This window comes from Proteobacteria bacterium CG1_02_64_396, assembly GCA_001872725.1.
GTDB lineage: Bacteria > Pseudomonadota > MNWR01 > CG1-02-64-396 > CG1-02-64-396 > CG1-02-64-396.
Genome location: MNWR01000077.1, coordinates 1 through 15,637, shown reverse-complemented (window position 1 = coordinate 15,637; position 15,637 = coordinate 1). Strand labels below are relative to the sequence as shown.

General features: G+C 62.9%; 14 protein-coding genes. 6 read left to right on the top strand and 8 right to left on the bottom strand.

Annotated elements, in window-relative coordinates:
* Positions 1-1,363: 1,363 nt before the first annotated feature.
* The 6 genes from AUJ55_09225 to AUJ55_09200 form a co-directional block, all read right to left on the bottom strand.
* Positions 1,364-1,789, bottom strand: a complete 426-nt coding sequence (locus AUJ55_09225; protein ID OIO56087.1) for a hypothetical protein — start codon at positions 1,787-1,789, stop codon at positions 1,364-1,366.
* A 19-nt stretch (positions 1,790-1,808) separates the two neighbouring features.
* Positions 1,809-3,062, bottom strand: coding sequence for a hypothetical protein (locus AUJ55_09220; GenBank protein ID OIO56088.1), 1,254 nt, complete (start codon positions 3,060-3,062; stop codon positions 1,809-1,811).
* Positions 3,063-3,153: 91 nt separating this feature from the next.
* Complete coding sequence (locus tag AUJ55_09215) at positions 3,154-5,088, bottom strand: hypothetical protein (protein OIO56086.1); 1,935 nt, start codon at positions 5,086-5,088, stop codon at positions 3,154-3,156.
* Between the two features lie 110 nt (positions 5,089-5,198).
* A complete protein-coding gene (locus AUJ55_09210; protein ID OIO56085.1) occupies positions 5,199-5,456 on the bottom strand; it encodes a hypothetical protein in 258 nt (85 codons plus the stop codon).
* A gap of 81 nt (positions 5,457-5,537) precedes the next feature.
* Positions 5,538-6,344, bottom strand: coding sequence for a hypothetical protein (locus AUJ55_09205; GenBank protein ID OIO56084.1), 807 nt, complete (start codon positions 6,342-6,344; stop codon positions 5,538-5,540).
* Positions 6,345-6,365: 21 nt separating this feature from the next.
* Positions 6,366-6,953 carry a hypothetical protein gene (locus AUJ55_09200; GenBank protein OIO56083.1) on the bottom strand — a complete coding sequence of 196 codons (588 nt, stop codon included), beginning with the start codon at positions 6,951-6,953 and terminating at the stop codon, positions 6,366-6,368.
* A 499-nt stretch (positions 6,954-7,452) separates the two neighbouring features.
* On the opposite strand from AUJ55_09200, the gene AUJ55_09195 reads away from it, so the two are divergent.
* The 6 genes from AUJ55_09195 (at position 7,453) to AUJ55_09170 (ending at position 13,836) form a co-directional block, all read left to right on the top strand.
* A complete protein-coding gene (locus tag AUJ55_09195) occupies positions 7,453-7,788 on the top strand; it encodes a hypothetical protein (GenBank protein ID OIO56082.1) in 336 nt (111 codons plus the stop codon).
* 222 nt (positions 7,789-8,010) lie between these two features.
* On the top strand, positions 8,011-8,841 hold the full coding sequence (locus tag AUJ55_09190; protein ID OIO56081.1) for a hypothetical protein: 831 nt from the start codon (positions 8,011-8,013) through the stop codon (positions 8,839-8,841).
* Between the two features lies 1 nt (position 8,842).
* Positions 8,843-9,754, top strand: a complete 912-nt coding sequence (locus AUJ55_09185) for a hypothetical protein (protein OIO56080.1) — start codon at positions 8,843-8,845, stop codon at positions 9,752-9,754.
* Positions 9,755-9,765: 11 nt separating this feature from the next.
* A complete protein-coding gene (locus AUJ55_09180) occupies positions 9,766-12,171 on the top strand; it encodes a hypothetical protein (GenBank protein OIO56079.1) in 2,406 nt (801 codons plus the stop codon).
* On the top strand, positions 12,168-13,340 hold the full coding sequence (locus AUJ55_09175) for a hypothetical protein (GenBank protein ID OIO56078.1): 1,173 nt from the start codon (positions 12,168-12,170) through the stop codon (positions 13,338-13,340). The genes AUJ55_09180 and AUJ55_09175 overlap by 4 nt, the downstream gene beginning before the upstream one ends.
* Before the next feature lie 97 nt (positions 13,341-13,437).
* Positions 13,438-13,836, top strand: a complete 399-nt coding sequence (locus tag AUJ55_09170; protein OIO56077.1) for a hypothetical protein — start codon at positions 13,438-13,440, stop codon at positions 13,834-13,836.
* Positions 13,837-13,971: 135 nt separating this feature from the next.
* On the opposite strand, the gene AUJ55_09165 is transcribed toward AUJ55_09170, so the two are convergent.
* Entirely contained in the window at positions 13,972-14,253 is a 282-nt protein-coding gene (locus AUJ55_09165) for a hypothetical protein (GenBank protein ID OIO56076.1), read from the bottom strand.
* 10 nt (positions 14,254-14,263) lie between these two features.
* Complete coding sequence (locus AUJ55_09160; protein OIO56075.1) at positions 14,264-14,533, bottom strand: hypothetical protein; 270 nt, start codon at positions 14,531-14,533, stop codon at positions 14,264-14,266.
* Between the last annotated feature and the right edge of the window lie 1,104 nt (positions 14,534-15,637).

Below are 15,637 nucleotides of genomic sequence, written 5' to 3'. Positions count from 1 at the left end.
ACCGCGAATGGGGAGGCAACGCTGGAACCTCAACCCCCGTCTGCTCGATGTGCCCCGCATCCTCCTTTTGTGCGCTGAAGGAAAAGCGGCCACGACGGAGCGTGGCCCTCCAAAGAGCAACAGCGATGGCCGTCGCCCCAACCTTTTCGTCGTTGAAAGTCCCCAGCTTCGCTTCGGCCACAGAAGTGGCCTCCCACAGGCTGGGATGAAGGTCGGGGTTTTTTTGGGGGGGGGTTTGGTAGGAGCGGTCCCCGACCGCGAATGGGGAGGCAACCCTGGAACCTCAACCCCCGCCCGTCCGATGTGCCCCGCGCCCTCCTTTTGTGCGCTGAAGGAAAAGCGGCCACGGCGGAGCACGGCCCTCCAAAGAGCAACAGCGACCACCTCCACCCAAACCCGATCTCGCCCCGACAACTCAGCTTCGCTTCGGCCACAGAGGTGGCCTCCCACGGGCAAGGGTGAAGGTCGGGGTTGGGGGTGGGTTTTGGTAGGAGCGGCCCCCGACCGCGAATGGGGAGGCAACCCTGGAACCTCAACCCCCGCCCGTCCGATGTGCCCCGCATCCTCCTTTTGTGCGCTGAAGGAAAAGCGGCCACGGCGGAGCATGGCCCTCCAAAGAGCAACAGCGATGGCCGTCGCCCCAACCTTTTCGTCGTTGAAAGTCCCCAGCTTCGCTTCGGCCACAGAAGTGGCCTCCCACAGGCTGGGATGAAGGTCGGGGTTTTTTTGGGGGGGGGTTTGGTAGGAGCGGTCCCCGACCGCGAATGGGGAGGCAACCCTGGAACCTCAACCCCCGCCCGTCCGATGTGCCCCGCGCCCTCCTTTTGTGCGCTGAAGGAAAAGCGGCCACGGCGGAGCACGGCCCTCCAAAGAGCAACAGCGATGGCCGTCGCCCCAACCTTTTCGTCGTTGAAAGTCCCCAGCTTCGCTTCGGCCACAGAGGTGGCCTCCCACAGGCAAGGGTGAAGGTCGGGGTTTGGGGGGTTGGTTTTGGTAGGAGCGGTCCCCGACCGCGAATGGGGGGCAACCCAGCTTCGCTTCGGCCACAGAGGTGGCCTCCCACGGGCAAGGGTGAAGGTCGGGGTTGGGGGTGGTGTTTGGTAGGAGCGGTCCCCGACCGCGAATGGGGAGGCAACGCTGGAACCTCAACCCCCGTCTGCTCGATGTGCCCCGCATCCTCCTTTTGTGCGCTGAAGGAAAAGCGGCCACGACGGAGCGTGGCCCTCCAAAGAGCAACAGCGATGGCCGTCGCCCCAACCTTTTCGTCGTTGAAAGTCCCCAGCTTCGCTTCGGCCACAGAAGTGGCCTCCCACAGGCAAGGTGAAGGTCGGGGTCCTCGGGTTTTGAAGGCCAGAGGCCCGACTCAGCGCAAAACCGGCGTCACCCGAGCCCGGAATCCCTCGTGGCACTGCATGCACCCCTGTTGCAGGGTCAGGCGGGCGCGGTGGGTGGCGGGGATGTCGCCCGCCTGGGCCGCTTCGGCCAGGGCGGTGGCCGCCTCGTGCACCTTGTGGTCGGCCTCGCCGAATCGCTGCATGTCGGGGCCGAGCGCCTGCTTGATCTTGCCGCGGGTCGCTTGCCCCACCTTGGGATGGTCGGCGACCTGACGGGCGGCAGCGGCGGCATCGCCCAGGTTGCCCCGCCACAGGGCGGCGTCCAGGGCGGTCATGCTGCGCTCCAGCCCCTGCATGATGAGCCGCAGGTCGTTTCCGGGCGCCTCGTCGGCGATGGCATTGGCGCCGCTCAACAGAGCGGCGGCCAGAATCAGGGTTTGGACGATGGGCTTCATGGTGTCTCCTCGCGATGGGTTAGAAGCTGTATTGCAGTTCGGCGTAGATGCGGTCGTTATCGGCAAACTGCCCGAAGAACCCCCGATCGCCCCCAAAGAGATCGGCGCCGCCGTTGACCAGCCAAGCGTCCGAAATCTCGAAGCTCGCCTTGGGGCGGGCCATCCAGCCATGGTCGGCCAAGTCGACCAGCACCATCACCTCGGGTTTGAGCCGCTCGTTGAGGTAGTCGGTGGCGACGCGCAGGGTGGCGAAGCCGCTGCTCTGCGCCTCTTGCAAACGGGCCTCATAGTTTTGGATGCGCCGCCCGAAAAGCTGCCCCGACACCGTCCAGTTGTTGCGGGTGGTCTCCAGCGCCACCGCCCCGTTGAGGGTGGTTTTGCGGGCGACCGAGCGGTCCCAAGCGACGTCGCTGGTGTTGATCCCCTCGCCCAGATTCACCGCCACCTCGCCCCGCACCACCCAGTCGCCCAAGGCGTTGGCAAATGAGCCCCCGACCACGTCGAGCGGAATATGCACCGCTTGCAGGGTCATCACCCCAGCGCTCAGTTGTTTGCGCAGGGAGGGCGCCGCCTTGAAACCGTGGAAGAGGTTGAGCGACAGATCCCAGCCGCCGATGTTGGAACGCCAGGCGGCGGCCAGCTCGGTGTCGCGCCCGTCGCGCTTGGGCAGCGCCTCCCCCAACAGGTTGACCGTCACCCCCGCCGGGACGCTCGGCATGGCGAAGCCCCAGCGCGATCCCATGGGGGCCAGGCGATTGGTGCGGGCGTCGGGGATGGCGATCAGCTCCAGCTCGTGGTCGCCCAGGTAATAGTTGAGCCGGGCCGAGACCAGCCCGATGCGCGAGTCGAGGAAGTCGTCGAGCAGAAACTCGCGCATGTCGAGGGGGTTGAGGATGTCGATCAAACGCAGCCCGTCCATCTTGCCCCAGACAATCTGCTGCTGCCCCAGGCGCAGATCGAAGCTGTCGCCCCCATAAAGGAAGAAGGCCTCCTTGGTTTCGCCGAAGGTGCGGTAGTGGTCGCGGATGGGGCCGGTCCAACCGGGACGATCCCCCACCCAGTCGGCGGCGGCGTCGTACCAGGTGAGCAGGCGGCCGTGGAATTCCCAAGCGTCGCTCAGGTACCCCTCGACGCTCAGATCGAGCCGGTTTTGCGACTTGTCGAGCCGCTCGTCCCCCGAGACGAAGGAGGCGGTCTCGTTTTTCAGGGTGCCGAAGGTGCTCCAATCGCTGGCGGCTGCTGAAGCGACCGGGGCCGGTAGGGCGGCGGCCAGGGCGAAGGCAAGGGTCAGAAGTGGTTTTTTCATGGTTATTGATAGGTCCCAGGGGTCCTATAGGTCTTATAGGACCGAGATCAAATCGCGGTTAAACCACCGGCCTACGACCCATCCCCAACAACACCGGGAAGAGCCAGGTCGAGGCCAGGTAACAAACCAGCATCGAGGCGCTGACCAGAGCCCCCAGCTTCATCTGAGGGTAAAGGTGGGCGCTGAGCAGCACCAAAAAGCCGCCGATGACCACGAAGGCGTTGAAAAGCACCGCCCGTCCCACCGAGTGGTTGGTCTCCTGTACTGCCGCCTCGTATTCCATCCCTGCGTTGGTGCGCAGGTCGTGGTAGCGGTAGAGGTAGTGCAGGGCGAAGTCGACCCCAATCCCCAGCGCAATCGAGCCGAGCAGGGCGGTGCCGATGTCCAGCGGAATCCCCAGCCAGCCCATCACTCCGTAATCGACCACCACCGCCAGCGCCACCGGGATCATCGCCAGCACCGCCAGTTGGATGCGGCGGAACAGGACCAAACAGACGATCAAAATCATGCTCAGCGACCAAAGCAGGGAGCGGATCTGCCCCGAGATGATGAGCTCGCTGAAGCGGTGGTTGGTGTAGGCCGAACCGGCCCATTCCACCTTGTAACCCTGGGCCGCCGGGAAGATCTCGTCGCTCAAGCTGTGCAGCCGCTCCACCACCCGGTCGACGGCGGCGGTCTCGTCGGTTTTCAGGTTCAGGCGCAGGTGGGCCATGCGGTAGTCGCCGGTGATGAAGGTGGCGAAATCGTCGGGCGCCCCCGAGAAGGAGTAGAGCAGCAGGTATTGGGCCGCCAGGTCGGAGGAGTCGGGGACGGCCCGCCAGCTCTTGTCGCCCGAGTGCATCACCTCGTTCATGGTCGCGAGGAATTCGGCAATCGAGCTCGAATCGCCCACCACCGGCATCAGCTCCGCCTCGCTCTGAATCTTGGCCAGCCCCTGCAACACCTGGGGATCGAGCAGCCCGTCGGCCTTGCCGGTATCGATCATCAGATCCAGGGCGTTGGTCCCCGAGAAGTGCTCGTTCAGCACCGTGTCGGCGGTGCGCAGCGGATCGCCCGGCTTGAAGTTGTTGACCATCGAGCTATTGGCCGACAACTGGCTTAAGCCCGCCGCCCCGATCAGCACGACGACGGCAAAAACGGCCAGGATCGTCTTGCGATGGTTGAGGATCGCCCCCCCCATCCAATCGATGTAGCCCGAGAAGATCGCCTTGCGCTCGGCGGCGGGGTGCTCCTTGAGCAGCATCAGCGCGGCGGGGAGCAGGGTGACGGTGATGAAAAAGGCGTAGGCGACCCCAATGGCGGCGAAGACGCCGAAGAGTTGGATCGGAATCACGTCGGAGGAGAGCATCGAAAGGAAACCCGCGCCGGTGGTCACCGAGGTCATCAGCATCGGTTTCCACAGCTCGTGCATGGTTTCGAGAATGCGCTCGCGCTTGCTCCAGCTCGGATTGGCGTGGGCCAAAGAGCCTTCGCGGCTGAGGAAGTGGACCGCGTCGGCGATGCCGATGGCGAGGATCAACACCGGCAGCATGGTGGTGATGGTGTAGATCGGCTTGCCCGCCCCCGCCATGGTCCCCAAGGTCCAGAGCTCGGCCAGAACGACCACCGCCAGCGGCAAGAACACCCCGCGCGGCGCCCGGAAGGCCAGCCACAGCAGCAGCACCAGCAGCCCCATGACGATGGGCTGCATCCGCTTCATCTCGGCCGGCATGTAGATCCCGAACACCCCCTCGATGATGGGTCGACCCGAGAAGAGGATCTCCTCGCTCCCCCCCCGCTGCTTGATCTGCGCGATCTTGTCGGCGATCAGGCTATGGATCTGGTCGTAGTGGCCGACCATGTCGGGGGCCGGTTTGACCACGAGCAGCGTCCCCTGCCCGTCGGCCGAGACGATGGAGCCGACGTAGAGGCCGTTGTCGAGCAGCCGCTGCTTGAGGTGGGCAATCGCCTCGGGATCGGCGGCGGCCCGCTCCATAAAGCGCTCCACCTCCATCCCCTCCTCGGTGCCGCGAATGTCTTTGATCGTCGAGAGGCTGAGCAGGTCGTTGAGCGACAGGGTTTGGAACTCGGGACGCGATTGCAGCCAGACGGTCAGTTCTTCGATCAGCCCCAGGGTATGGGGGTTGTAGATCCCCTCGGGGCGTCGTTGAGGATGCCGATGACCACCATGTCGGCGGCGCCGAAGCGCTCTTCGAGCACCTGCTTGTTGATGTAGGCGTCCATCGTCTTGGGGAGCATCTCTTCGATGTTGGTCTCCATGCGCATGTGGCGCATCTGGCTGGCCAGCAAGACGGTGGTCAGCAGAACCAAGAGCAAGGTCGATTTGGGGTGGTCGACGATCCAGCGGAAAAGACGGGTCATGGCAAAGCCCTTTGTATTCATGGCGTCGGACAGGTCCGACAAGTCTGACGGGTCCGATGTGTCGGACAGCGGGTACCCCCTTTACTGCCGCCACCCTCGCTTCAACGTCCGTTCGCTGAACAGCTCCTCATCCAGCCCGGTGTCGTATTTCTGATCCGAGAAGGTCATCTCGGTCTTGTGGCCGGTTTGCAGGTTCTCCATCTCGGAGTGGGCAATCGACCAGAACCCCTGAATCTGCGCCACCTCCAGCGCCCGCATCACCTTCAAGGATTTGCCGGTGCGGTCCCAATAGTCGACCCGCAGCGCGATGAGCCGCTCCTTGTCGACGCGGTGCTCGCTGCGGCTGTAGCCCAGGTCGCGCACCAGATCGGCGCTGGCCGGAATCCCCTCCACGACCCAACAGTCGCGACCGTCGACCGTGGCGCTGCCCAGCAGCTTCCAGGTGTAGTCGGCCAGCTCCGGGGTCTGCTTGATGTCCTCGAAGGTGAAGTCGGTCCCCATGAAGTAATCGCCCCGGTCGCCCGAGGCGATGCGCCGCACCTTTTTGAGCGCCGGGAGGTAGAGCCACTGGTCGTCGTCTTTTTCGGCGCCGTCGTAGTCGTAGGTGAGCATGGCGGTGTTGCGCACGTTGGTCGGCTCCAAAAAGAAGCTGATCTGCCTCTTGTCGGCCCCGATATCGAGCCGCAGCGACACCATGGTTCGTTCGCGCACCGAGCCGCGGGCGTCGATCAGCTTTTGTTCGATGGTTTGGGTCAGGTCGCTACCGTCGGGACGGGTGTCGACCTGCTGCATGACCTCAAGACCGGTCGGGTCGGCCAGGGCGGACAGCGGCAGCGCCGCCGCAGGCAGGGCGATCAAGGTGGCTGCGAGCAAACGGGTGCGGATCATGGGGGTCTCCCTATGCGTTCGTTAGACGGCAGATCGGGGGGCGAGCCCCAGGGCGAGGAGTTCGAGGTGGTCGGCCAGCTCGGTTTGGATTTGCTCCAGGGGCAGCTGGGCCAGGAAGACCGGCAGGTTGAAGCGCAGGCTGGAATGTTCGATCACTGCGGCCAGCTTGCGGGGGTCGTCGCGGCGGATTTCCCCCCGCGCCATCCCCTCTTCGAGGATCCCCGCCAGCAGGTCGATGGTTTTGGCCTCCAGGGTAACCAGCACCTCGGGGTGGTTCTGAATCACCTCTTGGATCATCTCCATGATGCGCGGCGCCGAGGCGGTGATCTGGTGGGTCAGCCGCATCCGGGCGGTGAGGGCGGCGGCAATCTGCGCCAACGCCGGGGCGGCGGGATCGACCGCCGCGACCATCGCCTGGAAGCGGTTTTCGTGGGTCCACTGCGCCACCGCCTTGACGATGGCCTCTTTGTTGTCAAAGAAACGGTAGAGATTGCCGACCGACATGCCGCAGTCGGCGGCGATTTCGGCCATGGTGGTCTTGCGCGGACCGAAGTGGATGAACCGCTTGCGGGCCGCTTCGAGGATGGTTTGGCGGGTAAGGTCGGGCATGGGGCGACGCTCCTGAATAATGAACTATGAATAATTTCATTCATTATTCAGGAGCGGTCAAGCGGGTCTTTCGCGCCGGAGCAGGGGGGGTGGGGCCACGAACACACCGCGTCGCGACCGAGCGGATGTTTCGACCGCGGCCTCGATCAGACGGCGGGAGTGTATGGATTTCAGATGTTTATGCGGCGTTGGTGGTGGTTTCGGGGGTGGCGACAAGGTTGTTCGCCACGATGAACAAATCTTCACTCGCCGTTCAGGGGAACGTAAGAAAGGGGGGGCTATGATATAGACGTAATTTTGGTGCGGATTTGTTTCCCTTATGGACAGGCGCCCTGGCGCGGTCCTTTTGATGTCTTTCTCGGGTTTGGAACGTTGCAGGTTGTTCCAAAGGTATTCCGGCGACGGGCACGCCGGAAGCCGTCGCTTGGCGACGGTTCGCCGATTGCCCAAGGGCTCGACACGGGCCGACACATCAAACCCAATTCAATGGGAGGGGAACATGTTTGCAAAAACCGTCGCAATTTCGATGTTGAGTGCAGGATTATGTGGATTGGCCACCGTGGCCGATGCCAAGAAGAAGGCGCCGGAAGGACCCGACATTTTCGACCGGATGTGTTTCAAGTGTCACATGATCTCCGGTGTCCCCCCGTTCGATCAGCCCGACAGCACCAAGAAAGATCTGCGCCAGGCCCTCTCCGATCCCAACCTGATTACCGATCGGGTGACCAACGGGTTCGTCAAGGGGACGGCCGAAATGCCCGCCTTCCGGTACAAGAAAAAGTTCATGAGCGAAGAGGTCCCTATTCTCATGGAGTGGTTTAACTCCGTGAAATAGTGCGCCACCGTCCGGAACCGGCGGACGCCGCCGATTCCGGGCGCGTCCACGCTTCCGGACCTGTCCGCATGGGCCGTATGGCCCATTCCCGTCCACCGGCAGTGGTATGCGCGGGGTCTCCGTTCGGCGACGGCGGCCCGGGTGTGCTTTTCCCGAGACGATTGGGGATGTGTTGCATTGGCTCATGCATGGCCGGCCCGGCTTTTAACACCGGGAGGCGCCATGTTGACGCGCGAATTGGGACTGTACGGAGTGACCCCCAGCATGGGGGTCCCTGGACGGCGTCGCTATGCGATGGTCGTCGATTTGAGCCGTTGTACCGGCTGCGCCGCGTGTGTGGTGGGTTGCAAAACCGCGCACGGGGTTTCGCTGGGGCAGTGGCGGATGTGGGTCAAGGAGGAGGAGGCGGGCACGTTCCCCAACGTCCAGCGCCTCAACCTGCCCCGCTCATGCAACCACTGCGATTCACCCCCCTGTGTGCGCAACTGTCCCACGGGGTCCACCTTCAAACACCCCGACGGGCAGGTTTTGCAGCGTTTCAACCGTTGCATCGGTTGCCGAACCTGCATGGCAACCTGCCCCTACAACGCCCGCCACTTTTTGACCGGCCACCGGGCCGATCCCCGCACCCCGATCAACGTGGTCGACAAATGCGACGGCTGCATCACCCAGGTCAGCCGGGGCGATTTGCCGGTCTGCGTCGCCACCTGCCCCAACGGGGCCATGAATTACGGCGACCTCAACGATCCCGAAAGTCGGGTGGCCAAGTTGGTGGCCAGCCACCGGGTTGCCAACCTGCGCCCCGACATGGGGACCCATCCCACCATTTTTTACATCGGTCTCGATCAAGCCCTGGGCGATCCGGTCGATGCCTACCTCGACCGCACGGCCCAACTGGCCGAGCGGCGGCGCGATTTCTCGCGTCATCACCCGCAGTTGGAGGGGGATTACATCGAGGGGGAGACCGGCCCGGTCGATTTCGTCGGCAGAACCCTGCACAACCTGGGGCGCTTCCTCGGCGAAATCCCCCACAAACTTTTTGGGGGGCATTGATATGGAACGGGAAATCGTCGCCAACGCGTTTCACCACGTCCCTTGGGGCATCCCCATCGCTATTTACTTCTACCTGGTGGGGGCCTCGGCTGGCTCCTTCGTGGTCTCCTCCTTGGGGTGGGTCTTCGGGGTGCCCAAGTACAAGCCGATCTCTCTGTTTGCCGCCAACACCGCCATCGTTTTGCTGCTGATTGTGCCGGTGTTGCTGATCTTCGACCTCGGCCACATGTGGCGCTTTTTCCACCTGTTGATGCTGACCAGCTTCAGCCATTGGTCGGCCCCGATGATGTGGGGAACCACCCTGATTCTCTCCTACACCCTTGGGATGATCGTCTATTCCTATTTTGTCTGGCGGCACGACGTGCGCCGGGCCCAGCGCTTTGGATTGCTTGCGGTGGTGTTGGCCATCGGGACCCACTGGTACACCGGGGTGGTGTCGCAGTTGATTCCCGGCCTAGACCCCAACCACACCGCTACCGCCCCCATTTTGTTCCTCACCGGGGCTTTCGTGTCGGGGATCGGTTTTCTCAATCTGGCACTGGCCCTACGCAACCGTTGGCTTGCCCCCGAAAAGAGGGTCTCCCCCGAACTGATCGTCGGGCTGTCGCGCTTGATGATGTGGGGGATCGTCTTCGACCTCTTCTTGTTGCTGAACGAATTCCTGCAAATGACCTACGGACGCGGCGAGGAATTTGTGGTGCTCTACGGGGTGCTGCTCGGGCCGTTCCAGTTCGTTTTCGCCTGGGTCGAGGTGATCTGGGGGTTGTTGCTGCCGTTGACCCTGCTGGCCATTCCCGGTTGGGGACGGCGGTACCCCGTGGTGCTCGTCGCTAGTTTCATGGCGGCGACCGGTATCGTCGGGATGCGCATCTGGTGGGTGATGGGTGGTTTTTACTTTCAAACCTTCTTTTAAGGGGCCGCGCCATGACAACCAATCTTTGCATGACGGGTGATGTGTCCCCTGAAGGCCGTGGGTCTGCGCAGGGTGGTCTGCGCTCCGGCGTCACCCGACGCGATTTTTTGCTGGGCAGCGCCGCCGTTTCGTTGACGGCCGCCGCCGCTTTGTCGACCCCCCTGCCTGCCCGCGCTGCGCCATTGGGGGTCGAGGGGGCGCAGTACCACAACTTCAAGCGGGTGGCGCGTCAGGCCATCTTCACCTCTTCCCCCGCCCATGGCGGCGAATACCCCCTGATCGCCTGGCGGGAGGACGATCCCCTGGCGCCACCCCGCTGGGATGGGGGCGGTGGTGCGCGGGTGGCGGCGATTTCGGGGGTACCCCATGCCTCGTCCAGTCTGGGTCGGGCCGCCACCGCCCATGTGGCGGCGGTGCTGGAGGCCGACGATCCCGACCGTCTGATCAGACCGCTCAAGCGCCGGGGGGGGCGATCCGACGGGGTGTTCGAGCCCGCCGGTTGGGACGAGGCGCTGGCGGTACTCGGCTCGACCCTGGCCGCCGCCCGTCCCGGGGCGACCGTCTGCCTGACCGGCCCCCGTTCGCCCGAAACCCTGTGGCGACGCTGGAGTTACACCCTGGGCACCCCCCACCACCTCACCCTCGGGGTGGCGGCGGGCCGGGCCAGGATATGGCGCGGGATCTGGGGGGTGGAGGAGCCGGTAGCCGACCTTGCTCGGGCGGGGCTTACCCTCAACTTCGGTTCCAACTTTCTGATGCACCGCCCCGAATGGGGGGGGGCGTTTCTGGAGGCGCACGCCCGGTTCGGCGCACGGCTGATCAGCATCGATCCCCGGCTGTCGCGCACGGCGGCCGCCTCGCAGCGCTGGGTTCCGATCCGTCCCGGCACCGACGGCCTGCTGGCCCGGGCTTTGGCGGCCCAGATGTATTGGAACGACGCCGCCGATGTCGCAGCCGCCGCGCAGGGGGGCGGGCTCGATCCCGATACCCTGGAGGGTTTGCTCGACGACACCGATTTGGAGGAGATCGCCGCCCGGACCGGCATCGGTCTCGCCACCCTGGAGGAGCTGGGGGAGGAGGTCGGTCGCATCCGCCCGCTGACGGTGATTGCGGGCAGCGGCGTTGCCGCCCATACCGGGGGCGGGGGGGCGGAACGCTGGATTGCGCTGCTGGCCCTGCTGGCCGGATCCCTGGAACAGCCGGGGGGTTTGGCGCAACCCCGGGGTTTCGAACTCGGGGCGATCGAGCCCCTTCCCGACCCACCCGCAGGCGAGCCCTTGTTGGCCGAACAGTTGCCATGGGGAGCCGAGCCCCTCGATGCGCTGGTGTTGCACGAGGCCAATCCCGCCTTCAACCAGCCCGCCGCCGATGTCTGGCGTAGGTGGTTGGAGGATCCTCAACGGGTCGCCTTTTCGGTGGCCATCGCCACCCGTCGCGACGAATCGACCGATCTATGCGATTGGATCCTCCCCGAGGCCCATTGGTTGGAGCGCTACGAGGCGGTGGCCGGGAAGGGGACATTGATCCCCTGGGTTGGCGCCCGGCAGCCGGCCCGGACCCCGCCGGGGCAGGCCCGGCCTTTGGCGCAGATTCTGCGCGACGCGATCCGGGCCGCCCGTCCCGAGGCTGCGCTGCGGTATTGGGTTTTCGACGATCCCGTCGAGTGGCTTGCCCCTCAGCTCGACTCGGTGGAGGGGCTGGAGGAGGAGGGGGGATGGCAGGCGGTTTTGCCCAAGGTTGGGATTTGGCCCTTGCAGGGGCGATTTGACCCCTTCCGACGCCAGGTCGTCGACGAAGATGGGGTGCCCCTCCAACCCGAGTGGCCCGACCCATCTCCGGCCATGGCGCTGGGCGAATTGCCCGAGTGGGAAGCCCCACCCGAGGTGGCCAAGCCGGGGAAGCTGACCTTGATCGTTCATGCGGCCGAGATTGGCGAGGGGGATGTCACCGCCAACCACAAGCTGATCGCCGAGCAGCAGTTGGCCAACCATGTGCAAATCAACACATCCACCGCCCGTAACCTGGGGATCGCCGATGGCGATCCGATCCGGGTGATCTCGGAGCGGGGGTACCTGGTGGGGGTGGCTCGGGTGACCCAGACCGTTCATCCCGAGGTGGTGACCATGCATATCCAGGGGGGGCATTGGTCCGGGGGGGCGGTGGCCAGCGGCAAGGCGGGGCCGCTCGCTCGCCGCGAGTACGGTCCCATCGCCTGTCCCGATGCCGACCTGGCCCACAACCTGTGGTGGAGCGACCGGGGGGTTCATCCCATGGATCTGATCGTCCCCCGCTTCGACGGGGAGACGGGCTTGGCGGCCCGCTGCACCCCGGTGCAATTGGCTCCGGCCCGCGCCGACGATCATTATGGCCGGGTCGTGGTCACGCGGGCCGATGCGGTCGAGGGGGTGCGGGGATGAGATCCGACTTCAAAAAAATCGCATGGTGGACCGCAGGGGGAATTTTTCTGGTGGTCTTGCTCGCGGCGGGCAAGGTGGGGTTGCTCCACGTTCCGGGCATCACCCCCCTGTTCGCCCAACCCTCGACCTGCACCTTCTGTCACGAGACCTGGTACGGCCCCGAGGAGGGAGCCTTCAATGCCCGGGCGGGGGCGGAGAAACCCTTTGGGGTCAACATCGGTTGCGCCGAATGCCATCCCAGCGCCGCCGAGGATTTTCGTTCCAGCCGCCATGGCGCCTCGACCTCTGCGCTCAAGCCGGGGTGCCAGAACTGCCACGACCAGCCCCACTCGGTCCCCAATTTCTTCTCCCACATGTTTTTACAGGGGGGCGATTGGAAGGGGGTGCAGATGGCCCTGCGCGATCAGGACTTCAACGACCATACCCTGGCCCCCAAGCTGGGTATGAAGGAGCGGACCCGGATGGCCCAAGAGCAGGCCGCCTCGTGCCGGAGCTGTCATGAGCAGCCGCAAGCGGTTTTCCCCCAAGGACTCCCGGAACACCAAGCGGTGCTCTCCGGCCAGGGCAGTTGCCTGGATTGCCACGTCAACATCACCCACCAACGCCGCCATCCCATCCCCTTGGTGGCGAACGGTGACGCCGCCCGAGGCGAGGCGTTGGCGGCCAAGCCCCACGGTCCCCAGGGTAAGACGTGCACCCAGTGCCACGGCGAGGGGGGGATCAGCACCAATCCCGAATGGCCCAGTCTGGCGGGGCAGGGGGTGCGGTACTTGGAGCGGCGCTTACGACAGTTGCGCGAGGCTGGGGTCATGGCCGGGACGATGGGACAGGTCGCCATGACCTTGAACGACGGGCATATCGACGATCTGGCCGCGTATTTCGCCAGCCTGCCCGCACGACCCAGCGATCCCCCCACCGATCCTTTGACCGTGGCGCGGGGAAAGGAGCTCTTCGCCGCTTGCACTGGGTGCCACGGCCCCGAAGGGCAGGGGCAGGGGATTTTCCCCCGTGTGGCCGGACAGCCCATGGGCTATCTGGTCGTCAATCTCGGCGACTACCGCGATGGGGCGCGGGCTCCGGGTTCGATCATGGCCCAGGCGGTAGAGGGGATGAGCGACGAGGCCATCGAGCAGGTAGCGATGTGGTTGGCGACGGTGGACACGCGGTAGGGGGAGGGCGCCTGCGGTCTCTTCAAAACCAGACCGCCGCCCAGGTTAACCCCACGCCGTAAGGGCGTTTCGTTTTCTGTCAGTGAGGAGACAAGCCATGAACCTTTCCCTTTATTCCGTATGGATCGGCGCCGAAAACCTGGAGGTGGCGCTGCCGCGCCGCCTCTTTGGTGTTATCCCGTTCACCCGCCCCGTGGCCATGGGCCTTCACGCGGTGGTGAAGGTAGCGGCGGTCGATCCCCGCCAGGCGGCCGAGGTGGCGCGTGAGACCCTGGTCGCCGATTTTGCCCGCATTCCCCGAAACCGTCCCGAGGACTGGACGATCCAGGTGCGGGAACTACGCCGCGACGGAGCGGCCCCCCCTACGATCCGTTCACCCGGCAGCCTCGGCGACGATTGGGCCGCCGCGTGGTATCCCATGGACGATCCCAAGGCCAAGAGGAATCGCGAAACCGTGGTACGGCGTCGCCTGTGGGAAGGAGGGCAGACGGTCTAAACGCCCCACAAACGCTGAGCCCCTCCCCGGTATGCCACCTGGGAGGGGCTTTTTTTTGGGGAGCCCTGACTATTTGCACCTGACCATGCGTGTCGACATGGTGTCCAACGTGGAGGTCGCCGGCGCTGCGCGGCGTTATTGCGCAGCGTCCGTGTGGACTGCCGGGTTGGACGCCTTTGATTCCGCAGGGAGCATTTCAGACAGCAGGGTTTCTGGGGCAATATCCTGCTCGTTAGGCCAAGTTACCGCGCCAAACAGAATGCCTACCCGGTTGAAATAATGCACGTCTCGAAGCTCACGAAAAACGCCGTGGTCGAGATACGGGTTTAAATCGAAAATGCCCTTGCGGCCGTCCTCAATCTCAACATAAATGCGGAAGTTCGGCAGCGGCTTGACAGTTTTTACATCCCAATACATGGCGACCTCCTCACAGCGGTTCAATTTTGTAAGGGTTCTCGCCACCGACGGCGAGTTCCCAATCGGCCATGAGTTCGTCGCGATGGAGTTCTATCCACGCCTGCACCAAACGCAATTGTTTGCGCGGCAGGTCACCGGCAAGAATCTCGCCATCACCAATACCTATGGACGCCTCGAACTCGGCGTATCTGGCGTGAATGTGCGGCAGATTGTGGTGCTGGTTGTCGATCAGGTACAGACGGATGATGATGCCGTAGAACGTTGTGTTAACCGGCCGCAAAACCGCGTAGCGGGTTGGCGGTCGGAGCGAGAGAAACGAGCGTTGTTGAACACATTGTTATGCATTTTCTTTATTGTTTTTCTTTAAAAAACCGAAACCCAGCTTATTTGCTAAATGGTCGCCCAGAAATCCAATAATTATTACCGACACGATAGCTAATGCTCTTATACTGTGAGATATATCTGGAACAATATATTTAATTCCAAAAGCTAATGTTAGGAGAGGGATGTATATAATGGCGAATATTACACCCGCACGAGTTACTCTCATAGAGCCGGCAGCGGTTTCAGGAAGAGAGTGTGCTTTTCTTCCTAACCAAACAAACGGAATAGCAAGCGTGATTACTGCTGCTACAAAAATTGCTACGAAAATTAAAATTGCTTCAATGTCCATTTGTGTAATATGCATAACGCCAGCCGTAACCGGCGCATTTGTAGTGAGCGCAGCGAGCGAAAAATGCGTCCGAGTTGACGGCCTTGTTAGCGTCTTGGTCCACGGTTGCCTCTGTTCAATTTAGCTCTGATAGTATCAATATTGTTTTTTAGAAAGCTCGACTTACGGGCGTAAAAATCAGACTGACTCGAGACCTCAGAACTACCCGCCTTAAGATTAACGAGTCGATAGTGACCAGTATGATTGCCGGTGGAAAAGATTACGATATCTCCAGTTTTTGTCGTGAATAGCTTTACCTTGTGTTTATGCAATAGATTCCGTATTTCTTGTTTTGGGTGTTTAAATTGATTCGCGTAATCTGCACTCGCAATTGCGACAGTGGGGCGAACGGTCTTGATGAATGCTGATGTAGTGAATCCATTGCTGGCACCGTGGTGCGCAAGAATCATTACATCCGTTTCCTTATTAATTGTTCGTTGTCTACGAAGACCTGCTGCAATATTATTACACTCAACATCACCTAGACTCAGTACATTAAATGAACCTGACCTGAAATGTTTTACCGTTGAATTATTGTTTGAGCTTTCTTTATCAATGGACCTCGGGTGATGCAGGGTGGGGTGGACCCCACTCCTTGGACAGTTTGGGGGCGAAAATTTGTAAACGGTTAGTGGCGGTGGGTGGTTCCGCCGTGGGTTTGATGGACCTGTT